The sequence below is a fragment of the Pseudomonas sp. TH39(2020) genome (assembly GCF_016650715.1).
In the GTDB taxonomy this organism is placed as follows: domain Bacteria; phylum Pseudomonadota; class Gammaproteobacteria; order Pseudomonadales; family Pseudomonadaceae; genus Aquipseudomonas; species Aquipseudomonas mandelii_C.
Genome location: NZ_JAEKFF010000007.1, coordinates 1,308,867 through 1,334,392, shown reverse-complemented (window position 1 = coordinate 1,334,392; position 25,526 = coordinate 1,308,867). Strand labels below are relative to the sequence as shown.

The window sequence follows — 25,526 nt, the reverse complement described above, 5'->3', positions numbered from 1 at the left end:
CTCATGCCAACGGCGGGATGAGTCGAAAGACAAAGGCGTCGTCACTTGGCCTTGCTCTGGCAAGCAGCCCGGTACGGCGCTTTTTTATGGAAGGTGTTTACAGATGATTGAAGTTCCAGCCAACCCTCTGGCGTGGGTCAACGGCAGCGATGCCCCGGAAAAGACCGAAATCAACCTCGGCTTCATGGCCCTGAGCGACTGCGCCTCGGTAGTGGTCGCGGCCACGCAGGGCTTCGCCCAACCTTACGGCCTGACCCTGAACCTCAAGCGCCAGTCGTCCTGGGCCAACCTGCGGGACAAACTGGTCAGTGGCGAACTCGACGCTGCCCACAGTCTGTACGGTTTGATCTACGCCGTGCATTTGGGCATCGGCGGTGTCGCGTCGACCGACATGGCGGTGCTCATGGGCCTGAATCAGAATGGCCAGAGCATCAACCTCTCCCATGGCTTGCAGGCGCTGGGCGTGACCAGTCCTGAAGCACTGGACCGGCACGTGCACCAAAGTCGCCCAAAACTCACCTTCGCCCAGACATTTCCTACGGGCACCCACGCCATGTGGCTGTATTACTGGCTCGCGAGTCAGGGTATTCATCCGTTGCAGGACGTCGACAGCGTGGTGGTGCCGCCGCCGCAAATGGTCGCGCACCTGCAAGCCGGGCGCATCGACGGCTTCTGCGTCGGCGAGCCATGGTCCGCCAGCGCGGTGCAGCAGAACCTGGGGTTCACGATGGCCACCACCCAGACCATCTGGCCCGATCACCCGGAAAAAGTTCTCGGCTGCACCCGCGCCTTTGTCGAGCAATACCCCAACACCGCAAGGGCGCTGGTGATGGCGATTCTGGAGGCCAGCCGCTTCATCGAAGAAAGCACCGAGAATCGCCGCAGCACCGCGAAGCTGTTGAGTGCCCCGCAATACCTCGACGCACCGCTGGACTGCATCGAACCGCGATTGCTCGGTGACTACGCCGATGGCCTGGGTAATCGCTGGCAAGACCCGCACGCACTGCGCTTCCACGGTGATGGCGAGGTCAATCTGCCGTATCTGTCCGATGGCATGTGGTTCATGACCCAGTTCCGCCGCTGGGGATTGTTGCGTGACGACCCGGACTACCTGGGCGTGGCCCGTCAGGTCCAGCAACTAGACTTGTATCGAGAGGCCGCCACCGCTGTCGGTGTAGCCGCGAGTGATCAGCAAATGCGCAGCAGCCAGTTGATCGACGGCAAGGTCTGGGATGGTCTGGACGCCGCCGGCTACGCCCGCAGTTTCAAGCTTCACGCCATGAGCGACAGCTCACCCCTTCTCGCCAGCCGCTGACAGGAGGCTACGAATATGTTGCGTATCCTGCTGATCAACGACACCGCGAAGAAAGTCGGTCGCCTGAAGGCGGCCTTGACCGAAGCCGGGTTCGAGGTGATTGACGAGTCGGGCCTGACCATCGACCTGCCCGCGCGCGTCGAAACGGTGCGTCCGGACGTGATTTTGATCGATACCGAGTCACCGAGCCGCGATGTAATGGAACAAGTAGTGCTGGTGAGCCGCGATCAACCCCGGCCGATCGTGATGTTTACCGATGAACATGACCCCGATGTGATGCGTCAGGCGATCAAGTCCGGCGTCAGTGCCTACATCGTCGAAGGCATCCACGCACAGCGCTTGCAGCCGATTCTCGACGTGGCCATGGCGCGTTTTGAAAGCGACCAGGCCCTGCGCGCCCAGCTCAACGCCCGTGACCAGCAACTGGCCGAGCGCAAGCGCATTGAACTGGCCAAAGGGCTGCTGATGAAAATGAAGGACTGCAACGAGGAAGAGGCCTACACCCTGATGCGCCGCCAGGCCATGAGCCGTCAGCAGAAGCTGATTCAGGTGGCGGAGCAGATCATTGCCATGAGTGAGCTGCTCGGCTGAACCTCTGTGTCGCCTGATAGGACGCCATCGCGAGCAGGCTCGCTCCCACAGTTGCTTTGTGTATGGCGCAACTCCCTTGTGGGAGCGAGCCTGCTCGCGAATGGCCATCACTCGGTTTCGACTGTTGGCACAGATCTCGCTAGGTAATCGCTACAGGTAACCAACGGCGGTTGCCCCACCTACGACAAAGACGTCGCTCACCTTATTTGCCCTTTGGCGAATCCGGTGGCGACGTTTTTTTGTTTTGGCCCCCACAGACCGGGGGCCGGTGGTGCGGCCGATGCGGCGCCCCACCTGCAAGCTCATGACTCCTTCTCGAGACTCCTAACAGCTGAGGTGCGCGATGAATTCAAGCTTCTGGAAATCTGGCCATACCCCGACATTGTTCGCGGCCTTCCTCTATTTCGACCTGAGTTTCATGGTCTGGTACCTGCTCGGCCCATTGGCGGTGCAAATCGCCGCCGACCTGCACCTGACCACCCAACAGCGCGGGCTGGTGGTGGCCACGCCAATTTTGGCCGGAGCGGTATTGCGCTTTGTAATGGGCTTGCTGGCTGATCGCCTGTCCCCGAAAACCGCCGGGCTGATTGGCCAGGTGATCGTCATCTGCGCCCTGTTCGGTGCCTGGAAACTCGGCATCCACAGTTATGAACAAGCGTTGGTGCTGGGCCTGTTCCTCGGCATGGCCGGCGCCTCCTTCGCCGTCGCCTTGCCGCTAGCGTCGCAATGGTATCCACCACAACACCAAGGCAAAGCCATGGGCATCGCCGGTGCCGGTAACTCGGGCACTGTGCTTGCTGCACTGATCGCCCCGGTGCTGGCAGCTGCGTTTGGCTGGAGCAACGTGTTCGGCTTCGCCCTGATCCCGCTGATTCTGACCATCATCGTCTTCGCCTGGCTGGCCAAAAACGCGCCTGAGCGGCCGAAAGCCAAGTCCGTGTCCGACTACTTCAAGGCCTTGGGCGACCGCGACAGCTGGTGGTTCATGTTTTTCTACAGCGTGACCTTCGGCGGCTTCATCGGCCTGGCCAGCGCCCTGCCCGGCTATTTCAACGACCAATATGGCCTCAGCCCGGTGACCGCCGGTTACTACACCGCCGCCTGTGTGTTCGGTGGCAGTTTGATGCGCCCGCTGGGCGGCGCTCTGGCCGACCGTTTCGGTGGCATTCGCACCCTCTTGGGGATGTACACGGTGGCGGCGGTCTGCATCGCGGCGGTGGGTTTCAATCTGCCAAGTTCCTACGCGGCACTGGCACTTTTCGTCTGCACCATGCTCGGTTTGGGTGCCGGTAACGGCGCCGTTTTCCAACTGGTGCCGCAGCGTTTTCGTCGGGAGATCGGTGTAATGACCGGTTTGATCGGCATGGCCGGTGGTATCGGTGGATTTGCACTGGCCGCAGGCATGGGCGCGATCAAGCAAAGCACCGGCAGCTATCAACTGGCCTTGTGGTTGTTCGCCAGCCTTGGCGTTCTGGCCTGGTTCGGTTTGCACGGCGTGAAACGTCGCTGGAGAACAACCTGGGGTTCGGCAGCCGTGACCGCTGCTCGGGTCTGAAGCCTCAATGAGCCTGCAACTGAGTTTTGCCGAAGCGAGCGCCATTGGCCCCCGCGAGGAGAATCAGGACGCTCTGCGCCTGGTGACTCCGGCCCCGGCGCTGGCGGCGAGCAAGGGTTACCTGTTCGCCATCGCCGATGGCGTCAGCCAGTGCGCCGATGGTGGTCTCGCCGCCCGCTCGACGTTGCAGGCTCTGGCGCTGGATTACTACGCCACGCCAGAAACCTGGGGCGTCGCGCAGGCATTGGATCGCCTGCTACTGGCGCAAAATCGCTGGTTGCAGGCCAATGGCGGTGGGCAACCGTTGCTCACCACTGTCAGTGCTTTGGTCATGCGCGGCAGGCGTTTTACCTTGGCCCATGTCGGCGATTGCCGGGTTTATCGCTGGCACGCCGACACCTTGCAACGGGTCAGCGAGGATCACGTCTGGGACCAGCCGGGCATGCAGCATGTGCTCAAACGGGCACTTGGGCTCGACCAGCATTTGGTGCTGGATTTTCTCGATGGCGAACTGCGGTTGAACGAAAGTTTCGTACTGCTCAGCGACGGCATTTGGGCCGTGCTGGGTGACACCGCGATTGCGGCAATTCTGCGCGATCAACCGGATTTGAACAGCGCTGCGCAGACCTTGGTCAGTGCGGCGCATCTGGCCGGCAGCCAGGACAACGCCAGCGCCTTGCTGGTGCGAGTCGATGCCCTCGGTGAAACGAGCATCGGCGATGCGTTGATTCATTTGCAGCAATGGCCGCTGCCGCCAGCCTTGAAAGCAGGTCAGGCTTTCGAAGGTTGGCAGGTCGAAGGGATACTCGGCCAGAGCCAGCAGTCGCTGCTCTATCGGGTGCGCGACGGGCAACAACAACCCTGGCTGCTGAAAACCTTGCCCAGTGCATTGCGCGACGATCACTTGGCCGGGCAGGCGTTGCTGTCGGAAGAATGGTTTCTGAAGCGCGTGGCCGGACGGCATTTCCCTGAAGTCCATGCCGCCAGTCAGCGTCAGCATTTGTACTACGTGATGCGGGAATATTGCGGATCTACCTTGGCGCAGTTGCACGCCGATGTCGGACCGCTGCTTCTGCCCCAATGGCAAGATCTGGCCGAACGCCTGCTGCGCGCCGTTGGCATGCTGCATCGACGACAGATTCTCCATCGCGATATCAAACCGGAGAACCTGCTGCTGGGGGACGACGGCGAATTACGCCTGCTGGACTTCGGCCTCGCCTACTGCCCCGGTCTGTCCGAAGATCAGCCTTCTGCCCTGCCCGGAACACCCAGCTATATCGCGCCGGAAGCCTTTCGCGGGGATGCACCGACACCGCAACAGGACCTGTACGCCGTCGGCGTGACCTTGTATTTCCTGCTCACCGGGCATTATCCCTACGGCGAAATCGAAGCCTTCCAGCGCCCACGGTTCGGGGTTCCTGTCAGCGCCAGTCGCTATCGACCCGATCTGCCGGAATGGATTGCGCAAAGTCTGGAGCACGCCGTGGCGGCGGATCCGGATCAACGCTTTGAAACGGCGGAAGAATGGTTGCTGCTGCTGGAACAGGGCGAGCGGCGCAGTTTGAGCGTGCGACCCAAACCGCTGCTGGAGCGCGAACCGTTGAAGGTCTGGCGGACCTTGGCACTGGTGTCGTTGCTGGTGAACCTGGTGCTGCTGGTTTTGATATTTCACGGTTAACACCGGTCTCTTGTAGCAGCTGGCGAAGCCTGCGTTCGGCTGCGAAGCAGTCGTAAATTCTGCATGCAGGGTGTACCAGGCACACCGCATTGCCTGAAATCGCGACTGCTTCGCAGCCGAACGCAGGCTTCGCCAGCTGCTACAGAGACCGCGCCAATTGCGGGCAACGTGCATTGATTCGGTGCAAAAACATCCGAATCAAATGCCTAGACAGCGACCACCCCCAGTAAATCCGGGCACCTGAAGAACTTGGCACAACCACTGCATTACCTCTCTCACCATACATAAAGCCCAGCCTTCAACGATGAAGGATGCGCTGCCCGAGAGAACGGGACCAGGACAAAGGCGTCCTCGCTAGGCAACTAGCGGGACGCCTTTTTTTGTTTGCGCAAAATTTGTCGAGCAAGACCTGAAAGCCCTGATGAGGCGAGTCTGAGCTCCCCCGGAGAACCTGATGAAAAAACTAAAACTGGTGATGATCGGCAACGGCATGGCCGGGGTTCGCACCCTGGAAGAACTGCTCAAGCTGAGCAATGAGCTGTACGACATCACGGTCTTCGGCGCCGAACCTCATACCAACTACAACCGCATCCTGCTGTCACCCGTACTGGCCGGCGAACAGACCTTCGAAGAGATCGTGCTGAACGATCTGGACTGGTACCTGGAAAACAACATCAAGCTGCTGCTCAACCGCAAAGTGGTGGAGATCGACCGGGTCAAACGCCGGGTCATCGCCGAAGACGGCACCGAAGCCGAATACGACCGCCTGCTGATCGCCACCGGTTCGACTCCGTTCATCCTGCCGATCCCCGGCAACACTTTGCACGGCGTGATCGGCTACCGCGACATCGCCGACACCCAGGCAATGATCGACACGGCGAAAACCCACAAGCACGCCGTTGTGATCGGTGGCGGCCTGCTCGGTCTGGAAGCCGCCAACGGTCTGATGCTGCGCGGCATGCACGTCACCGTGGTGCACATCGGTGAATGGCTGCTGGAACGGCAACTGGACAAAACCAGCGGCCAGTTGCTGCAAACGGCCCTGGAAGCCCGCGGCCTGCACTTTCGTCTTTGCGAGCAAACCCAGGCCCTGCACGATGCCGGCAATGGCCGGGTCGGCTCGGTTGAGTTCAAGAACGGCGACATCATCCCCGCCGACCTGGTGGTGATGGCCGCCGGTATCCGCCCCAACACCGAACTCGCGGAAAAATCCGGCATCCCCTGCAACCGAGGGATTCTGGTCAACGACACGATGCAAACCTACGACCCGCGCATCTACGCCATCGGCGAATGCGCCAGCCACCGCGGCATCGCCTACGGCCTGGTGGCGCCGCTGTTCGAACAGGCCAAGGTGTGCGCCAACCACCTCGCCCAACTGGGCTTCGCCACCTACAAGGGTTCGGTGACGTCGACCAAATTGAAAGTCACCGGCATCGACCTGTTCTCCGCCGGCGACTTCATGGGCGGCGAAGGCACCGAAACCATCACCCTCTCCGACCCTATCGGCGGGGTCTACAAAAAACTGGTGATCAAGGATGACGTGCTGGTCGGGGCCTGTCTGTACGGCGATACGGCAGACGGTGGCTGGTATTTCCGGCAGATCCGTGAGAATCACGCCATCGACGAGATCCGCGATCACCTGATGTTTGGTGAAAACGCCTTGGGTGACGTAGGACATCAAGGCCAGGACAAAGCCATGAACATGGCCGACACCGCCGAAGTCTGCGGCTGCAACGGCGTGTGCAAAGGCACCATCGTCAAGGCGATTCAGGAACACGGGCTGTTCAGCGTCGACGACGTCAAGAAACACACCAAGGCTGCCAGCTCCTGCGGCTCCTGCGCCGGGTTGGTGGAACAGATCCTGATCAACACCGTGGGCGGCGCAGCCGACGTCAAACCGAAAAGCGAAAAAGCCATCTGCGGTTGCAGCGACTTGAATCACGGGCAAATCCGTCAGGCCATCCGCGAGCAGCATCTGCTGACCATCGCCGGCACCCTGAGCTATTTGAACTGGCGCACGCCGAACGGCTGCGCCACGTGCCGCCCGGCGCTCAACTACTACCTGATTTCCACCTGGCCGGGCGAAGCCAAGGACGACCCGCAATCGCGGCTGATCAACGAACGGGCCCACGCCAACATTCAGAAAGACGGCACTTACTCTGTAATCCCACGGATGTGGGGCGGTGTGACCAATCCTTCGGAACTGCGGCGTATTGCCGACGTGGCCGATAAATACAACGTGCCAATGGTCAAGGTGACCGGCGGCCAGCGTATCGATTTGCTGGGGATAAAGAAGCAGGACTTGCCGGGCGTCTGGAAGGACCTCGACATGCCGTCCGGCCACGCCTACGGCAAATCCATCCGCACCGTGAAGACCTGCGTCGGCAGCGAGTTCTGCCGCTTCGGTACGCAAAACTCCACGCAATTGGGCATCGAGCTTGAGCACGACCTGTTCAACATGTGGTCGCCGCACAAAGTGAAACTGGCCGTCTCCGGCTGCCCACGCAACTGTTCGGAAGCGGGCATCAAGGACGTCGGAATTATCGGCGTGGATTCGGGCTGGGAGATGTACATCGGCGGCAACGGCGGGATCAAGACCGAAGTCGCGGAATTCTTCGTCAAGCTCAAGACCGCCGAAGAAGTGCGTGAATACAACGGCGCGTTCCTGCAGCTCTATCGCGAAGAAGCTTTCTACCTCGAACGCACCGTGCACTACCTGCAACGGGTCGGCATGGAGCACATCAAGAAAGCCGTGCTGGAAGACCCGGAGCGCCGCAAGGCACTCAACGATCGCCTGCAATTCTCCTTGTCGTTCGAACAGGACCCGTGGAAGGAACGCCTGGAACAACCACTGCTGAAGAAAGAATTCGACGTCATCACAGTGAAGAATCTGGAGGTGCTGGCATGAACTGGCTGGATATCTGTGCACTGGAAGAAATCAATGCCTTGGGCTCCCGGATCATTGCCGGCCCGAAAGGCGACATCGCGATTTTTCGTACCAGCGACGATGAGGTTTTCGCACTCGATGACCGCTGCCCGCACAAGGGCGGGCCACTGTCCCAAGGTTTGATCTACGGCAAACGGGTCGCCTGCCCGCTGCATAACTGGCAGATCGACCTGGAAACCGGTGAAGCCCAGGCCCCGGACATCGGTTGCGCTCACCACCATTCAGCACGGGTCGAGAATGGCCGGGTGTTGCTGGCCCTGCGGGAAGCAAGCTGATGAACCAGATCACCGCTTCCACCTGCTGCTATTGCGGGGTCGGCTGCGGCGTGCTGATCGAGCATGACGGCGAGCGCATTCTCGGCGTCAGCGGCGATCCGGCCCACCCGGCCAACTTCGGCAAACTGTGCAGTAAAGGTTCTACCTTGCACCTCACCGGCGACCTCGCAGCCAGGGCGTTATATCCCGAACTGCGCCTGGGCAAAGGCCTGGCCCGCAGCCGCACCGACTGGGCCACCGCCCTCGATCACGCCGCCAGCGTTTTTGCCGAGACCATTGCCGAACACGGCCCGGACAGCGTGGCGTTCTACATTTCCGGGCAATTGCTGACCGAGGATTACTACGCCTTCAACAAACTGGCGCGAGCGCTGGTGGGCACCAACAACATCGACAGCAATTCGCGCCTGTGCATGTCTTCGGCAGTGGTCGGCTACAAGCGCAGCCTGGGTGCCGACGCCCCGCCGTGCAGCTACGAAGACCTGGAACTGAGCGACTGCGTGATGATCGTCGGCAGCAACATGGCCTACGCCCACCCGATACTTTTCCGTCGCCTGGAGGAAGCAAAATCCCGCCGGCCGCAGATGAAAGTCATCGTCATCGACCCGCGTCGTACCGACACCTGCGATCTGGCTGACCTGCACCTGGCGATTCTGCCAGGCACCGATGTCGCCTTATTCCATGGGATTTTGCACCTGCTGCTGTGGGAAGACTGGGTCGACCGCGACTTTATCAAGGCCCACACCGAAGGCTTGGCCGAACTGAAAAACCTGGTGCGCGATTACACGCCGCAGATGGTTTCGCAGCTCTGCGGGATCAGCGTCGAGCAACTGCAGCAATGCGCCGAATGGGTTGGCACTTCACCGAGCTTCCTGTCGCTTTGGTGCATGGGCTTGAACCAGTCCACCGCCGGCAGCGCGAAAAACAGCGCACTGATCAACCTGCACCTGGCCACCGGGCAAATCGGCCGCCCCGGCGCAGGACCTTTCTCGCTGACCGGTCAGCCGAATGCCATGGGTGGCCGCGAAACCGGCAGCTTGTCGAACCTGCTGCCAGGCCATCGCGAGGCAGCCAATGCCGAACATCGCGCGGAAGTGGCGGACTATTGGGGCATTGAACAACTCCCCGAAAACACCGGGCTTACCGCCATTGAACTGTTCGAACAGGTGCGCAGCGGCAAGATCAAGGCGCTGTGGATCGCTTGCACCAACCCCGCGCAATCAATGCCGGATCAAACCGCCGTGCGCGCCGCACTGGAGGCCTGTCCGTTCGTGGTGTTACAGGAAGCCTTCCGCACCACCGAAACCGCCGCCTTCGCCGACCTGCTACTGCCTGCCGCCAGTTGGGGCGAAAAGGACGGCACGGTGACCAACTCCGAACGGCGCATTTCCCACGTTCGCCGAGCCATCGTCGCACCCGGCGAAGCCCGCTCAGACTGGGCCATCACCGTGGATTTCGCACAGCGCCTGGAAAAATATCTGCGTCCAGGGCAAACCAGCCTGTTTGCCTTTGAAAACCCGGCGCAGGTCTTCGACGAGTACAAGCAATTGACCCGCGGGCGTGATCTGGACTTGTCCGGCATCAGTCATGCGCTGATCGACCGCCTCGGTCCGCAGCAATGGCCCTTCCCCACTGGCGCCAGCGAAGGTACGGCCCGGCTGTACCTGGACGGAATTTTCCCGACGGCCAGTGGGCGTGCGCACTTCGTGGCCGACCCGTACCGCGCCGCCAAGGAACAACGCGACGCGCGCTTCCCGCTGACCCTGATCACCGGCCGCCTGCGGGACCAATGGCACGGCATGAGCCGCACCGGCACCGCCGCACAGCTATTCGGCCATGTCAGCGAAGCCGTGTTGAGTCTGCACCCGGATGAACTGCGTCGGCATCGGCTGCAATCTGGCGACCTGGTCAGCCTGAAAAGTCGCCGTGGCGCGGTGATTGTCGCCGTTGGAGGCGACGACAGCGTGCGACCTGGTCAGGCCTTTTTGCCAATGCATTGGGGTGACCGCTTCCTCAAGGGTGGCGTAAACACCCTCACTCTTCCCGCCTTCGACCCGCTATCGAAACAGCCTGAACTCAAACACAGCGGCGTGCGTCTCGAACCTGTAAATCTCCCATGGCAGCTATTCGCCCTGATCGAAGGCGATATTCAACAGAATTTTGAGACGCTACGACCGCTCTGTGAGGCGTTTTCCTACGTTAGCCTCAGCCTGGCCGGCCGTGAACGCCCCGCGCTGCTGATACGCGCTGCCAGCGCCGTCGCGCCCGACCCGCAACTGCTGCGTGATATCGATCAATGCCTGGGACTCAACGATGGCCCGGTTTTGGCCTACGACGACCCACGGCGCTCTATCGGTAAACGGGTACGGATCGAGAACGGCCGGATCACCGCGATTCGCCTGGCCGGCGAAACCCTTGCCCAACACTGGCTGCAAAGCCTGTGGCTGGAAGGTCGCGCTGACGAACAACTGCGGCGCTGGCTGCTGGCACCGCTGAGCGCCCCACCGGGCAACGCCAATACGCCGGCCATCGGTAACAAAACCCTGTGCAACTGCAAAAACGTCAGCCAAAGCGCGGTCTGCGCCGGCATTAGCCGCGGCCTGGATCTGCAAGGTTTGAAACAAGAATTGGGCTGCGGCACGCAATGCGGCTCCTGCGTCCCGGAAATCAAGCGTTTGCTGGCCGCCACTGCGCAGCCGGTCGCCGTCACCTCGTGAGGAAAACACTATGAGCGCAAAAGTCTGGCTGGTGGGTGCGGGTCCTGGCGATCCGGAATTGTTGACCCTCAAGGCCGTGCGGGCGTTGAGCGAAGCGGATGTGGTGCTGATCGATGATCTGGTCAACGATGCGGTGCTGGAGCACTGCCCGCAGGCGCGGATCATTCCCGTGGGCAAGCGCGGCGGCTGTCGCTCCACGCCTCAGGCATTCATTCATCGCCTGATGCTGCGTTATGCCCGCCACGGTAAATGCGTGGTGCGGCTCAAGGGCGGCGACCCGTGCATTTTTGGCCGGGGCGGCGAAGAAGCGCAGTGGCTGCGCGAACATGGGGTCGAAGTCGAACTGGTCAACGGCATCACTGCCGGGCTTGCCGGTGCAACGCAATGCGATATTCCGTTGACACTGCGGGGTGTTGCTCGTGGCGTGACACTGGTCACCGCCCACACTCAGGATGGCAGCAGCCTGAACTGGCAGGCACTGGCCCAAGGTGGCACGACGCTGGTGGTGTATATGGGTGTCGCAAAACTGAGCGAGATTCGTGAGCAGTTGCTCGCCGGTGGAATGGCGGCAGATACACCGGTGGCAATGATTGAAAACGCTTCCCTGCCACACCAACGGGAATGTCGGAGCGACCTGACAGCGATGGAAGAAGATGCCTACAGCTTCGAACTCAAAAGCCCGGCGATCCTGGTGATCGGTGCGGTCGCGGCCTGCGAAGAAAGTCAAAAGATCGCAGCCTGCGGCAGCTCCTACACAGCTTCTGCGTACAACCTGTAGGAGCTGCCGCAGGCTGCGATCTTTTAAAAGCGACGCAAACCCCAATCTGAAACCCAAATCGCAGACAAAGAAAAGCCCGGCCTGAGCCGGGCTTTTCAGAGCTGCGCGCTAATTACTTAGCGTTAGCTTCAACCTGCGCTTCTACGCGACGGTTTACAGCGCGACCAGCTTCAGTTTTGTTGTCAGCAACTGGGCGGGATTCGCCGTAGCCAACAGACTGAACGCGGGACGATTCAACACCGTACTGGTTGGTCAGAACTTGCTTAACGGCGTTTGCACGACGCTCGGACAGTTTCTGGTTGTAAGCGTCAGGACCGACGGAGTCAGTGTGACCTTCAACAGTAGTGCTGGTGGATGGGTACTGCTTCATGAAGTCAGCGAGGTTTTTGATGTCGCCGTAGCTGTTAGGCTTGACTACCGACTTGTCGAAGTCGAATTTCACGTCCAGCTCAACACGAACAACTTCAGCAACTGCTGGGCAGCCATCAGCGTCAACAGTTACGTTGGCTGGGGTGTCCGGGCACTTGTCAACGTTGTCGCAAACGCCATCGTTGTCGCTGTCGGAGCAGACTTCAGCTGGTGCTGGAACTGGAGCAGCAGCAGGCTTGGAGCCGCCACCGAAGTTCACACCGATACCGACGCTTGGAGCCCACTCGGTGTCGCCCTGGTCGATGTTGTATTGAGCTTCAACGCCAGCACGGGCGTAGAAGTTCTCGGTGAAGTACAGCTTGGCACCGCCACCAACGTTGGCGAAAGTGGAACGGTTACGACCGCCACCGCCGTTCTGGCCAATGCTCTGGTCCGAGAAACCGGCCGAAACGTATGGACGAACCATGTCGCCTGGGTTGTTGAAGTGGTACAGAGCGTCCAGAGCGGTATCAGCGCCCTTAACGTTACGACCGTCATCGGAACGCACGTTGTGCACTTCGTCGTAAGCCAGACGCAGTTCGACGTCGTCGGTGATGAAGTAGCCTACGGAAGCGCCAAACAGGTTGCCGTTGTTTTTGAAGTCACGATCGCTGTCGTACTGTTCTTTCTTGGCGAAGCCTTCGATTTCAACTGCGCCTTGGCCTTGTGCCAGCGCGCCGAACGAAGTAGCGGCAATAAGAGAACCAATGGCAAAGCCCAAGGTGTTTTTCAGTTTCATCCGTTAAATCCCCATCTGGTGATTGTGAAGCAGTCCCGCAAACCGGGGGACAACTCGGCGGCAAGTCTATCAGAACTTGCCTACACGTAAGAGATATTTGCGCCGAACTAAGTTTCAGCAATGCCTGCAAATTTCTCACGCAATTTATCTAGAGCACGTTTGTAACGCATTTTTGTCGCACTCAAACCCATGTGCATGATATCCGCGATCTCTTGAAATTCCAGCTCTGCGACAAATCGTAGCACCAGAATTTCACGGTCAATCGGGTTCACATACACTAACCAGCGATCAAGTCCACCCTTGTCCTCAGGTTTCGGCGTCTTTTCTTCAGACGCTTCCTCGAGGGGGTCCAGACTCAAAGCATCCATCAAGCGACGCTTTCGCCGTTCTTTCCGATACTGCGTGATGCACTCGTTGTACGTGATGCTATATAGCCATGTCTTGAACTTCGATTTCCCCTCGAAGTTCTTCAGGCCATACAGCACCTTCAACATCACTTCCTGACAGACATCGTCTGCGTCACGATCGTTCCCAAGATACCGTGCACAGACGTTAAATAATGTTCGCTGGTAACGCCGCATCAGTTCTTCATAGGCGCGCGTTACGTGAAACAGCTCGGTATGCGAGCGCGCGACCAACTCCTCATCAGAGAGCTCGCGGGGGTCGTAGCGCGTGGACAGCGATTGAGCTTTATTCAAAACAAGTCGGGCCGACAGTCAGGTCAATGTCCGCCGCAACCCTTTTCAGGGCATTTTTGCGGCGGCATACATTAGCAGGGTTTGCCGGGTTAGCGGCTACTCACATGCTGTTCCAGGAGGATCCGATTGGAAAGAGAGACTAGCTCGCCCTCATCGGTCAGCAATGTGGTTTTAACCGTGCCGATCTCTTCGATCTGACCTTCGACCTCGCCAACACGCACTTGTTGCCCAACCTGATACAACTCACGCACATAGATTCCCGCAAGAATCTGACCGGCAATTTCCCGGCTTCCCAACCCCATGGCCAGCGCAACTGCCAGACCAACGGTAATCAAAACGATCACAATCACGTGGTTGAGCAGGTCAGTCTTGACCTCCAACTGGCTGATTGCAACCGAAATACTGATGATAATCACCAGGCCCTGGGCAATTCTTCCCAGGCCCGCAGCGTAGTCCAGCCCCACGCCCTCTGCTGCACCACGCACCAGCCCATTGGCCAATTGCGCGAGCAAAACACCCACCAGCAGCACTAGCGCGGCGCCAAATACTTTCGGCAAATACAGCGCAAGCATGTCAAGCGTAGCCGAAACTCGCTCAAGTCCAAGGGATTCTGCGGCAGAAACCAGAAAAATCAGCAGAACGAACCAATAGACAATCTTGCCAATCAAGGTGGAGATGGGCACTTGAAGGCCGGCCCGGGACAGCAATTTTGTCAGACCGGTGCCGCCCATCAGGCGATCGAGCCCCAGTTTGGCGAGCAACTTGGACAACAAAGTGTCCAAAAGTTTCGCAACGACGAAACCCAACAGCAGCACAACCAGTGCGCCGAACAGGTTCGGGATGAAATTTGCAACCTTGGTCCATAACGCAGTCATTGCAGTGACGAGGCTCTGAGTCCAGAGATCAAGTTCCATATTCAATCAGCCTTATCAGCAGTGCGAACGGTAGGTTTACGGTGACGGGAAACCGGAGCGACATGGGCCGATCCGTTATTCAAGGCAATCATCAGCGCGGGCAGCCAACGGCCCAGCAAGCTGAACAGATCACCGGCGCCGACCTGGCGGTTGGCGGTTTTCAGTACACGCCCAAGGCACGCATCGTCGTCCCGGGTGGACGGTGATGCCTTGAGCATGTCACGCAAAGACTGTTCAAACGGATCGTGCATACGCACCTCTCGTGATGTCTGTGAAAGACGCGGTCAAATTTGCTCGGGTCACATGGCTCACCCTCAGACCCAGCGCAAACGTCGGAATAACCACCACTGCCCCATCGCCACCGAGACCATCATCAGACACGCAATCAGGAAGCCATAGGGGCTTGCAGAGAACGGAATCCCGCCGACGTTGATCCCCAACAGACCGGTCAGAAAACTCATCGGCAAAAAGATCCCGGTGATGATCCCGAAGCGGTACATCGTGCGATTCATGCGCACGCTCAAACGTCTATCTTCGGCCTCGAGGACCAGCCCCACCCGCTCCCGGGTCAATTCCAGCTCCTCAAGATATCGGGTCAGGCTGTTGTTCAATTCGTTCCAGTAATCGCCATCATCTTCGACGAACCAGGGCAGTTTTATCCGCGTCAACTGACCGAAAATGTCCCGCTGCGGAGCGAGAAAGCGCTTCAACGCAGCAGCCCTGCGCCGGATCTGTAAAACGGCTCCGTGCTCGGGTGTGTACCGTTCGTCGGCATCCAGCTTTTCTTCTTCCTCATCGACCACTTCCGAGAGGCAACCGATCAGATCCTGCACCTTGTTGGTGAGGTATTGCGCCATATAAAGGATGAGTTCTGACGCGGTTTTCGGTCCTTTGCCTTCGGCGAGCTGCACCAGCAAATCATCGGTGGCGCGCAATGGACGCAAACGCAGAGAAATAACCCGCTGGGCTGACGCAAAAATCCGCACCGAGACCATGTCTTCCGGCTCGGCGCCCGGGTTCAGGTTGACCCCACGCAAAAATAGCAGCAGCTCGCTGTCCGAAAGCTGTAAAAGACGCGGACGGGTGTTTTCTTCAAGTAAAAGATCACAGCTGAATTCGCTCAGACCGCTGGATTTGCGCAACCAGGTCTGGGTTTGCGGGTGACTGCGATCCCAGTGCAGCCACAGGCTTTCATGGGCCTGCAGCTGCAAGTCATCGAGTTCAGTCCGGGCTATCGAACGCGCACCGCCTTTACCGTCCAGCACAAGGGCATGCACCAGCCCCCACTGCGCGTTTTCTTCCTCGAACATCCTCATCCCTTTGTTGGTGTCGCGCTTTATTCAGGCATCTTCAGCGGACTTGGCGAGATGATCACGCCGTTGTTGTCCGCATAGATATAGTGGCCCGGGTGGAACGTCACACCGGCAAAAGTGACCGCAACGTTGAGATCGCCTAGCCCGCGCCGGTCGGATTTCCTCGGGTGGCTGGCCAGGGCCTGAACGCCCAGATCGGTCTGCGCGATGATATCTACGTCGCGGATGCAACCGTAGATCACCAGCCCTTCCCAACCGTTTTTCGCGGCCTTCTCGGCCAGCATGTCACCCAGCAACGCATGACGCAGGGAACCGCCACCGTCGACCACCAGCACTTTGCCATTCCCCTTGAGCTCGACCTGCTCCTTGACCCGCGAATTGTCTTCGAAACATTTGATGGTCACGATTTCGCCGCCGAAAGAATCACGGCCACCGAAATTGTTGAACATCGGTTCCAACACCTGCACCAGCTCCGGATAGGCGTCGCACAGGTCAGGCGTGAGGTAATGATTCATCGAGAAACTCCTGTAAAGAGGAAGACAATCGAGGGTGTCGAAACGTGACCAGAACAGCTCAATGCGTCATATCTTAGCCGCAAGCCGAACAGAGCGAAATGCCCTTGTTAGAGCATCGGGCTCAGACTGCCGTGGCCAGATCCGGTTTTTCACCCAGCAATGGCGTCTGCTGATCTTCCAGCCAGCGCGCCACCAGGGGCCAGACTTCAGTCTGGGCGGCTTTGCTGACGAGCATCTGCACATGACCGAAATTATCGCCAAAACCCTGCTCGCGACCCAGGTTGATGAATTGCTTATGCTCGGAACCCACCTGATCGAACAGCTTGCGACAAGCCCAGGTCGGGTCCTGATGGTCACCTGCGGCACTCACGGCCAATACCGGTAACTGAACGTCGGCCAATCCGGCCCACCAATCCTTGTCGGCATCGCCAAAGCGCCCGAACAAGCCATACCAGCGCATGCTTTCCAGGGCCAGGCCAATGGGCTCGTCCTCCGGGCCGCGCTTGAGCCGTGAACCGGACAGCTGGGCAAAGCGTTTGAGAATGAAGCGCCCGCTCCACTCCACCGGCGGAATTTTCAACGGCCAATAGGTGCGGCTGACTTGCGTACCGAAAAACGCCGCGGAAGCCACCACCGGCTCGCCGATGTACTCACCACCCAATGCCGCCGCCAGGGTAATCCCGCCCAGCGAGTGACCGATCCAGTGCGGGATCTGGCCGCTCTGCTCGCGCACGAACGCGCCAATGGCTGGCAAATCGTAACGGGCGTAGTCGGCAACACGATTCTTGCGGTAGTTCTGGTTACGCTGGGACAGGCCGTGACCACGCATTTCGGGAATCCATACATCGAATCCCAGACGCGTCAGATAGGCGCCCAGTCCGAGCCCCTTCGGGGAAAACCAGAACCGTCGATTGGAAAAGCTGCCGTGAAGCAAAATAACCGGAACGCCACGCGCGTCTGAGCCATCCGCCATGCCCAGGCGCGTCACAGCCAGTTCGACGGTGCCATCAGGGCTGTTGCCGGGTTTCAGACGATAGACGTCTTCGCTCAGATCGCCGCGCCGCTCGGCGCTGATCAGGGCGACAGGAAATAGGTTGCTGCTGCTTTGCATAATGCTCTTGCACAAAAAAGGGCGGCTTCCAGAGGAGCCCGCCCATGAGTCCTATCTCGACAATGACTGTTCAATTTTGACGGCGTCTTTTGCTGGCATGCTGCGTTGCCGCTCCTCCCCATAGCAAGCTATGACTCGTCACGGCGCCTTGCCTGCCAGCAAAATCCACACATCAAAATTGAACGCATTGCCGAGATAGGACACAGAATCTCAAAGCCTCGGCCACTTGACCGAGGCTTCACTCACCTATCAGGCCGGAGCCTGACCTTCAGCCAGGAAGAACCAGGTTTCCAGTACGGAATCGGGGTTCAACGAAACGCTTTCGATGCCCTGCTCCATCAGCCATTTGGCCAGATCAGGGTGGTCCGAAGGACCCTGACCGCAAATGCCGATGTACTTGCCAGCCTTGTTACAGGCCTGAATCGCGTTGGCCAGCAGCTTCTTGACCGCCGGATTACGCTCGTCGAACAGGTGCGCGATGATCCCGGAGTCACGATCCAGGCCCAGCGTCAGCTGAGTCAGGTCGTTGGAGCCAATGGAGAAGCCGTCAAAGAACTCAAGGAACTCTTCAGCGAGGATCGCGTTGGACGGCAGTTCGCACATCATGATGATGCGCAGACCGTTTTCGCCGCGCTTCAGACCGTTCTCCGCCAACAGGTCGATGACCTGGCTGGCTTCGCCCAAGGTACGGACGAACGGCACCATGATTTCGACGTTGGTCAGGCCCATCTCGTTGCGCACGCGCTTGAGAGCACGGCATTCGAGTTCGAAGCAGTCACGGAACGATTCGCTGATATAACGCGAAGCGCCACGGAAGCCCAGCATCGGATTTTCTTCTTCCGGCTCGTAGAGCTTGCCGCCGATCAGGTTCGCGTATTCGTTGGACTTGAAGTCCGACAGACGCACGATGACCTTTTTCGGGGTGAACGCAGCGGCCAGGGTGCTGATGCCTTCAACCAGTTTCTCGACATAGAAACCGACCGGATCGTCGTAGCCGGCAATGCGCTTGTCGACGCTGTCCTTGATGTCCTGCGGCAGCCCGGCGTAATTCAGCAGCGCCTTGGGGTGCACGCCGATCATGCGGTTGATGATGAATTCCAGACGGGCCAGGCCCACACCGGCGTTCGGCAGTTGCGCGAAGTCGAAGGCGCGGTCCGGGTTGCCGACGTTCATCATGATCTTGAACGGCAGATCAGGCATGGCGTCCACGGAGTTTTTCTTGATGTCGAAGCCCAATTCGCCTTCGAAGATGTAACCGGTATCGCCTTCAGCACAGGAAACGGTCACGCCCTGACCGTCTTTCAACAGCTGGGTGGCGTTGCCGCAACCGACCACGGCCGGAATGCCCAGTTCGCGAGCGATGATCGCCGCGTGGCAGGTACGACCGCCACGGTTGGTGACGATGGCGCTCGCGCGCTTCATGACCGGTTCCCAGTCCGGGTCGGTCATGTCGGAGACCAGCACGTCGCCTGGCTGGACTTTGTCCATCTCGGACACGTCCTTGATGATCCGTACCTTGCCGGCGCCGATGCGCTGGCCGATGGCGCGACCTTCAACCAGCACGGTGCCGGTTTCTTTCAACAGGTAACGTTCCATGACGTTGGCCTGGGTGCGGCTCTTCACGGTTTCAGGACGGGCCTGAACGATGTAGAGCTTGCCGTCGTCGCCGTCTTTGGCCCATTCGATGTCCATCGGGCACTTGTAGTGCTTCTCGATGATCATCGCTTGCTTGGCCAGCTCGCTGACTTCGGCGTCGCTCAGACAGAAACGTGCGCGATCAGCCTTGTCGACGTCGATGGTCTTGACCGATTTACCGGCCGTGGCCACTTCGCCGTAAATCATCTTGATGGCTTTGCTGCCCAGGTTGCGACGCAGGATGGCCGGACGACCGGCTGCCAGCGTGCCTTTGTGGACGTAGAACTCATCCGGGTTCACCGCGCCTTGTACGACGGTTTCACCCAGGCCGTAGGCGCCGGTGATGAACACCACGTCACGGAAGCCCGATTCGGTATCGAGGGTGAACATCACGCCGGCGGTGCCGGTTTCGGAGCGGACCATGCGCTGCACGCCGGCCGACAGGGCAACCAGTTTGTGGTCGAAGCCCTGGTGGACGCGGTAGGAAATGGCGCGATCGTTAAACAGCGAAGCGAACACCTCTTTGGCGGCGCGAATAACGTTTTCGACACCACGGATGTTCAGGAAGGTTTCCTGCTGACCGGCGAAGGAAGCGTCCGGCAGGTCTTCGGCGGTAGCGGAAGAGCGCACGGCCACGGCCATGTCAGGGTTGCCGGCCGACAGCGTGGCGAACGCGGTGCGGATCTCGGCGTTGAGCTTCTCGGGGAATTCGGCTTCCATGATCCATTGACGGATCTGGGCGCCGGTCCTGGCCAAGGCATTGACATCGTCGACGTCCAGGGCGTCGAGGGCGGCGTGGATCTGATCGTTCAGGCCGCTCAGCTCGAGAAAATCACGATAAGCCTGAGCTGTCGTGGCGAAGCCACCGGGCACCGATACACCGGCACCTGCAAGGTTACTGATCATCTCGCCCAGGGATGCGTTCTTGCCCCCTACGTGCTCTACATCATGGACGCCGAGCTTATCGAGGGAAACTACGTACTCTACCAAGGTGATCTCTCCACTAACTGTGTTGGAAAAGCTCAGAAGCCGGCTGCTCTATGGAGCGTTTGCCAGCTGTATGGCCTGGACCTGGAAAATAAGTGAGAATGCGGGCCACTGGCGGCCAGCAAATCGCGCCTATCATATCCAAGATTCGTCACTAGCTTAAGGCCCAAGGTGCAAATGAAACGATCTGCTTTCTTTATCTCCGATGGCACCGGCATTACAGCCGAAACCCTGGGTCAAAGCCTCCTGGCGCAGTTCGAAAACATTACCTTCAGCAAATTCACGAAGCCGTACATCGACAACGCGGATAAAGCGCGGGTCATGGTACAACAAATCAACAAAGCCGCTGAAAACGATGGCTTTCGGCCGATCATCTTCGACACCATCGTCAATCAGGACATCCGTGAGATCCTCGCAACGTCCAATGGTTTCATGATCGATATTTTCTCGACCTTTCTGGCGCCTCTTGAACAGGAATTGACCGAGCATTCTTCCTACACCGTCGGCAAGTCCCACTCGATTGGCAGCAACTCCAATTACATGGAACGCATCGAGGCGGTCAACTTCGCCCTCGACAACGACGACGGTGCGCGCACGCATTATTACGACAAGGCGGACCTGATCCTAGTGGGCGTGTCGCGTTGTGGTAAGACGCCGACGTGCCTGTACATGGCCATGCAATTTGGCATCCGCGCGGCCAACTACCCGCTGACCGAAGACGACATGGAACGCTTGCAACTGCCTGCCACCCTGCGCGCCCACCAGCACAAGCTGTTCGGACTGACCATCGATCCGGACCGCCTCACTGCGATCCGCAACGAGCGCAAACCCAACAGCCGCTATTCGAGCTACGCCCAGTGCGAATTCGAAGTGCGTGAGGTGGAGAATCTGTTCCGTCGCGAGAACATTCCGCACATCAATTCCACGCATTTTTCGGTGGAAGAGATTTCGGCGAAGATCCTGGTGGAGAAAGGCGTGGAGCGGCGGTTCAAGTAGTTCTGCGGCGCCCGTTACACTGCTTTCGCGAGCAGGCTCGCTCCCACAATTGATCTCCATTGGACACAACGTTTGTGTACGACAGAGATCCACTGTGGGAGCGAGCCTGCTCACGAAGAGCGATTACACGGTCTCTGCCAATGCTGCCGCCAATGCGTCAAACCCGCCCAGCAACAACCGATCATCCCCCGCCGAATTACAAACACTCGCCCTGATGAACTGCGGCACAGCCCCATGTCCGACCGCAAACACCTCGGCAGTCGCCACCAGATAATTATTCGCCTTGAGCTCCTCAGCAATCTGCGAGGCCCGCCACGGCTCGGGCACTTCGATCCAGAAGTGCGGGCTATGGGGATGGGTTTTGCACGCCAAGCCTTCCAGCACACCGCTTACCAACGCCTTGCGCCGACCGATCTCGGTAATCTGCTGGCCCAGCAACTGCTCGGCTATGCCATTTTCTATCCACAGGCTCGCCACCTCCAGCGATAGCGGACTGGCCATCCAGCACGTCCCACGCACGGCTGCGCTCAAGCGTCCGATCAACGGTTGCGGCGCATGCAGGTAACCGACCCGCAAACCTGCCGATACCGCCTTACTCAAACTGCCAATCAGCACCGAACGCTCCGGGGCGAAATGGCTCAAGGGTAACGGTCGATGTTGAGCCAATACCGCGTGGGCTTCGTCTTCAAAGATCAACAGATTGTGCTGCCGACAGACCTCTGCAATCGCCTCGCGCCGTGCGACGGACATCACGGCAGCCGTAGGATTCTGGATCGTCGGCGTGCAATACAGCGCTGAGACTCGATGGTTGCGGCAAACCTCCTCCAGCGCATCGGGCATCAGTCCTTCGTCATCCATCCCGGCGCCGATGAGTTTTATCCCGAGCTGGCGTGCGACGCTGATCAATCCCGGGTAGGTCAGGTGCTCTGTCACCAACGTATCGCCCGCCTTGAGCAACCCCATCAAGGCACACAACAAACCGTGCTGGCCGCCGTTCACGCAAACGATCTGCTCGGCGTTCGGGACAAACTCTTTATGCCTGAGCCAGTGCGCGCCCGCCGCACGATAGCGTGGCAAACCGACATCGACGGTGTAGCCGCTGATGTGTTGCAACGCCTCAGGATCAAGGGACAACGCTTGCAGGCTCTGACTCAAAAAAAGCGCTTCCTGCCCCGGAATCGGTTGATTACGGCTCATGTCAAAAAACGCCCGAGGCTCATCACTGACATTGCGAAAGCCACCGTCCCGCGGTCGTTCCATCCCGCGCTGACGCACATAGGTGCCGTCTCCTACGCGAGCGACCACCAATCCCACGCGTTCGAGTTCACCGTAAGCGCGGCTGATGGTACCCATGGTCACGCCGAGGCTATCCGCCAGCAACCGATGAGGCGGCAATTTGCAGCCGGGCTCGATCAGCCCTTCAGCGATGCCTTTTTCGACCGCGTCGGCGAGGCGTTTGTATTTCACACCCAGACCGTTTGCCAGGCCGTCGCGCAGGATTGACACCATGGCAATACTTATTTTGACAGTCATTCCAGCCCCGAATAGCCTGCTTGAAACAGGTTCAATCAGGGATAGACCTTTTGCAGATGAAGGTCAATTCCGAACATAAAAGGAGCTCACTCATGTCCATTGCCGTCAGTGCACCTTCATGTACTGCAAAACCCTGGCTCGCCGCCTTGGTCACCAGCGTGCTGTTCCTGATCGTGTGCCTGAGCTGGGGCACCACGTGGCTCGGGATCAAGATTGCGGTTGAAAGCGTGCCGCCGCTGACCGCCGCCGGCCTGCGGTTCCTCATCGCCTTCCCACTCTTTCTCGGCTTCGCCCTGATACGTCGCGAGCCGCTGCAGTTTCCCAAGGAAAGCCGTTGGTTTTTTGTCTTTGTCACGCTGTCGTATTTCAGCCTGCCGTACTACTTGCTCAACTACGGCGAGATGCACGTTTCGTCCGGCCTGACGGCGCTGCTGTTCAGCTGCATGCCGGTGTTCATCCTGCTGTTCTCCGCGCTGTTTTTGCGGGAGAAAATCTATCCCTCGCAAGTGCTCGGCATCGCCATCGGTTTCGGCAGCCTGTTCATGATCATCCGCAGCCAGGGGTTTCATCTGGACCATGCCGAATTGTTCGGAGTGTTGGCGATCCTCTGCGCGGCGGTGATGCATGCGCTGTGTTACGTGGTGACTAAAAAACACGGTACGGCGATCAGCGTCATCACCTACAACACGTTGCCCATTGGCATCGCCGGGTTGATGCTTTTTGTCGCGGGATTGCACTTCGAAACGCCTGTGTTTGCTGCGATCAGCCTGCGTTCCTGGAGCGCCCTGCTCTATCTCGGGCTCGTGGCGTCGGTGGGCGGATTCATTGTTTATTTCATACTGCTCAAACGCCTGAGTCCGATCATTCTGTCGTTTGTGTTCATCATTTTTCCGGTGTTCGCGGTGATCATCGGTGCCTGGTACGAGGGGCAAACCTTGTCCCGGGAACTGATGATGTACTCGGCGATTTTGCTGACGGGGTTTGCGATCACCAAATTGCCTGTGGAAAAGTGGATCCTCGGCAAAAAAACAAACCCCTAGGCGACGGTCAGATCACAAACAAATCCACAAACCGATTCACCGGTGTTGCTTCAAGCTTCGCCTGATCCTTGCACAACGCAAAGATCTCGGCGCATCGCTGGGCGGTGAAGCGCGTCGCCAGGTTCGCCTTGAACTTGTCTTCCAGCAAAGGAATGCCGTCGGTGCGGCGACGGCGGTGGCCGATCGGGTACTCCACCCACACGTTTTCGGTGCTGGAGCCGTCCTTGAAGAACACCTGTATCGCATTGGCGATGGAGCGCTTGTCGGCTTCCAGGTATTCGCGGGTGTAGCGCGGGTCTTCGACGATGACCATTTTTTCGCGCAGCACGTCAATGATCGGATGCGCCGCGTGGAAGTCGTCCTCGTACTGCTCGGCCACCAGATTGCCGAACGCCAGCGGCACGGCTGTCATGTACTGGATGCAATGGTCACGGTCCGCAGCGTTGGCCAGCGGGCCGACCTTGGAGATGATGCGGATCGCCGATTCGTGGGTGGTGATGACGATTTTGTCGATTTCGTGCAGGCGATTTCTGACTTGCGGATGTAACGTCACGGCCGCTTCGCACGCCGTTTGCGCGTGGAACTCGGCCGGGAAGCTGATCTTGAACAGCACGTTTTCCATCACGTAGCTGCCGTATGGCCGGGAGAAGCTGAAGGCGCGTTTGTCTTCGGGCTTGAGCGCCAGGTCGTTGTTGGTGTGGCTGAACAGCACGTCGTAGAAGCCCCATTGTTTCGCGGTCAGTACGCCGGGGATGCCCATCTCGCCACGCATTGCGATGTCCGCCAGACGCACGCCACGGCTGGACGCGTCGCCGGCCGCCCAGGATTTACGCGATCCGGCATTCGGCGCATGACGGTAGGTGCGCAGCGCCTGACCGTCGGCGAACGCGTGGGACAACGCGGACAACAACTGCTCGCGATTGGCGCCCATCAGCTTGGCGGTGACAGCGGTCGAGGCGACTTTCACCAGAATGACGTGATCCAGGCCTACGCGATTGAAGGAGTTTTCCAGCGCGATCACGCCCTGGATTTCGTGAGCCATGATCATGGCTTCGAGTACCACGCGAACGGTCAGCGGCGCATCGCCATTGGCGAGGCGTTTTTGCGACAAGTGATCGGCCACCGCGAGAATGCCCCCGAGGTTATCGGACGGATGGCCCCATTCGGCCGCGAGCCAGGTGTCGTTGTAATCGAGCCAGCGCACGATGCAGCCGATGTCCCACGCTGCTTTGACCGGGTCGAGGCGATAACTGGTGCCGGGGACGCGCGCGCCGAACGGGACGACGGTGCCTTCCACCATGGGGCCGAGGTGTTTGGTGCATTCGGGAAAGCGCAGGGCCAGCAGGCCACAGCCCAATGTGTCCATCAGGCAGTTGCGGGCGGTGTCGAGGGCTTCGGCGGATTGGATTTTGAAGTTGAGGACGTAGTCGGCAATGTCCTGCAGGACCGTGTCGTAGTCGGGGCGGTTGTTCTGGTCGACGTTGGTGCTCATGTTCGATTCACTCCAGTTCAGGATTGTTGAGTGGTGGGGTTCTTCCTCAGGGGCAGGTTTGGTTTTGATTGTTGCAGGTCTGGGGTGCCTGCTTGCTTTGTATTTATTCATGTAGATCCACCCCTCACCCCAACCCTCTCCCCACGGGGGAGAGGGGGAAAGGGGGCAGATCTTCATGCTGTTCAAAGCCTGAGTTCGACTCTAGCTTTCAGGTCGCAGTAGCTTTCCCAAACAACTCGGTAAGCCCCCTCGCCCCTCTGGGGCGGTCCGACGTTTCGGGAGGGTTGGGGTG

Annotated in this window: 20 protein-coding genes; 10 read left to right on the top strand and 10 right to left on the bottom strand. The window is 59.2% G+C overall.

Annotation, left to right across the window (positions count from 1 at the left end):
* Nucleotides 1–103 precede the first annotated feature (103 nt).
* From JFU47_RS26535 to cobA, 8 genes are all read left to right on the top strand, one after another.
* Nucleotides 104–1,315, top strand: coding sequence for a CmpA/NrtA family ABC transporter substrate-binding protein (locus JFU47_RS26535; RefSeq protein ID WP_201186823.1), 1,212 nt, complete (start codon nt 104–106; stop codon nt 1,313–1,315).
* Between the two features lie 15 nt (nt 1,316–1,330).
* Complete coding sequence (locus JFU47_RS26530; protein WP_008146285.1) at nt 1,331–1,906, top strand: ANTAR domain-containing response regulator; 576 nt, start codon at nt 1,331–1,333, stop codon at nt 1,904–1,906.
* Between the two features lie 343 nt (nt 1,907–2,249).
* Entirely contained in the window at nt 2,250–3,461 is a 1,212-nt protein-coding gene (locus JFU47_RS26525) for a nitrate/nitrite transporter (protein ID WP_046047894.1), read from the top strand.
* Nucleotides 3,462–3,468: 7 nt separating this feature from the next.
* Nucleotides 3,469–5,139, top strand: coding sequence for a bifunctional protein-serine/threonine kinase/phosphatase (locus tag JFU47_RS26520; RefSeq protein WP_201186822.1), 1,671 nt, complete (start codon nt 3,469–3,471; stop codon nt 5,137–5,139).
* Between the two features lie 454 nt (nt 5,140–5,593).
* Nucleotides 5,594–8,047, top strand: a complete 2,454-nt coding sequence (nirB, locus tag JFU47_RS26515; protein ID WP_201186820.1) for a nitrite reductase large subunit NirB — start codon at nt 5,594–5,596, stop codon at nt 8,045–8,047.
* Nucleotides 8,044–8,361 carry a nitrite reductase small subunit NirD gene (nirD, locus tag JFU47_RS26510; protein WP_008146292.1) on the top strand — a complete coding sequence of 106 codons (318 nt, stop codon included), beginning with the start codon at nt 8,044–8,046 and terminating at the stop codon, nt 8,359–8,361. The genes nirB and nirD overlap by 4 nt, the downstream gene beginning before the upstream one ends.
* The gene (locus tag JFU47_RS26505) at nt 8,361–11,075 is read left to right on the top strand and encodes a nitrate reductase (protein ID WP_201186818.1); all 2,715 of its coding nucleotides are present in this window, start codon (nt 8,361–8,363) and stop codon (nt 11,073–11,075) included. Before nirD ends, JFU47_RS26505 begins: the two co-directional genes overlap by 1 nt.
* Nucleotides 11,076–11,085: 10 nt before the next feature.
* Nucleotides 11,086–11,853, top strand: a complete 768-nt coding sequence (cobA, locus tag JFU47_RS26500) for a uroporphyrinogen-III C-methyltransferase (protein ID WP_201186817.1) — start codon at nt 11,086–11,088, stop codon at nt 11,851–11,853.
* 112 nt (nt 11,854–11,965) lie between these two features.
* Here the strand turns inward: cobA and JFU47_RS26495 are convergent, their stop codons facing one another.
* The 8 genes from JFU47_RS26495 to ppsA form a co-directional block, all read right to left on the bottom strand.
* Nucleotides 11,966–13,000: an OmpA family protein gene (locus tag JFU47_RS26495; RefSeq protein WP_140679787.1), complete on the bottom strand. Its 1,035-nt coding sequence runs from the start codon at nt 12,998–13,000 to the stop codon at nt 11,966–11,968.
* Between the two features lie 107 nt (nt 13,001–13,107).
* Nucleotides 13,108–13,698, bottom strand: a complete 591-nt coding sequence (sigX, locus tag JFU47_RS26490; protein ID WP_010456518.1) for an RNA polymerase sigma factor SigX — start codon at nt 13,696–13,698, stop codon at nt 13,108–13,110.
* An 89-nt stretch (nt 13,699–13,787) separates the two neighbouring features.
* The gene (locus tag JFU47_RS26485) at nt 13,788–14,612 is read right to left on the bottom strand and encodes a mechanosensitive ion channel family protein (RefSeq protein WP_008027407.1); all 825 of its coding nucleotides are present in this window, start codon (nt 14,610–14,612) and stop codon (nt 13,788–13,790) included.
* A 2-nt stretch (nt 14,613–14,614) separates the two neighbouring features.
* Complete coding sequence (locus tag JFU47_RS26480; protein WP_008146303.1) at nt 14,615–14,863, bottom strand: hypothetical protein; 249 nt, start codon at nt 14,861–14,863, stop codon at nt 14,615–14,617.
* A gap of 63 nt (nt 14,864–14,926) precedes the next feature.
* Nucleotides 14,927–15,922 carry a zinc transporter ZntB gene (locus JFU47_RS26475; RefSeq protein WP_201186816.1) on the bottom strand — a complete coding sequence of 332 codons (996 nt, stop codon included), beginning with the start codon at nt 15,920–15,922 and terminating at the stop codon, nt 14,927–14,929.
* A 26-nt stretch (nt 15,923–15,948) separates the two neighbouring features.
* Nucleotides 15,949–16,440 carry a ribonuclease E activity regulator RraA gene (rraA, locus tag JFU47_RS26470; RefSeq protein WP_123369283.1) on the bottom strand — a complete coding sequence of 164 codons (492 nt, stop codon included), beginning with the start codon at nt 16,438–16,440 and terminating at the stop codon, nt 15,949–15,951.
* A gap of 121 nt (nt 16,441–16,561) precedes the next feature.
* Nucleotides 16,562–17,551: an alpha/beta fold hydrolase gene (locus JFU47_RS26465; RefSeq protein ID WP_201186814.1), complete on the bottom strand. Its 990-nt coding sequence runs from the start codon at nt 17,549–17,551 to the stop codon at nt 16,562–16,564.
* 249 nt (nt 17,552–17,800) lie between these two features.
* Nucleotides 17,801–20,176, bottom strand: coding sequence for a phosphoenolpyruvate synthase (gene ppsA / locus JFU47_RS26460; protein ID WP_201186812.1), 2,376 nt, complete (start codon nt 20,174–20,176; stop codon nt 17,801–17,803).
* Between the two features lie 174 nt (nt 20,177–20,350).
* On the opposite strand from ppsA, the gene ppsR reads away from it, so the two are divergent.
* Nucleotides 20,351–21,169, top strand: a complete 819-nt coding sequence (gene ppsR, locus JFU47_RS26455; RefSeq protein WP_123369280.1) for a posphoenolpyruvate synthetase regulatory kinase/phosphorylase PpsR — start codon at nt 20,351–20,353, stop codon at nt 21,167–21,169.
* 123 nt (nt 21,170–21,292) lie between these two features.
* Here ppsR and JFU47_RS26450 read toward each other — a convergent pair whose 3' ends face one another.
* Nucleotides 21,293–22,702: an aminotransferase-like domain-containing protein gene (locus tag JFU47_RS26450; RefSeq protein ID WP_201186810.1), complete on the bottom strand. Its 1,410-nt coding sequence runs from the start codon at nt 22,700–22,702 to the stop codon at nt 21,293–21,295.
* A 92-nt stretch (nt 22,703–22,794) separates the two neighbouring features.
* Between JFU47_RS26450 and JFU47_RS26445 the strand changes: the two genes are divergently transcribed.
* A complete protein-coding gene (locus tag JFU47_RS26445) occupies nt 22,795–23,742 on the top strand; it encodes a DMT family transporter (protein WP_201186808.1) in 948 nt (315 codons plus the stop codon).
* A gap of 7 nt (nt 23,743–23,749) precedes the next feature.
* Here the strand turns inward: JFU47_RS26445 and prpD are convergent, their stop codons facing one another.
* Complete coding sequence (gene prpD, locus JFU47_RS26440; protein ID WP_201186806.1) at nt 23,750–25,234, bottom strand: 2-methylcitrate dehydratase; 1,485 nt, start codon at nt 25,232–25,234, stop codon at nt 23,750–23,752.
* Nucleotides 25,235–25,526 lie beyond the last annotated feature (292 nt).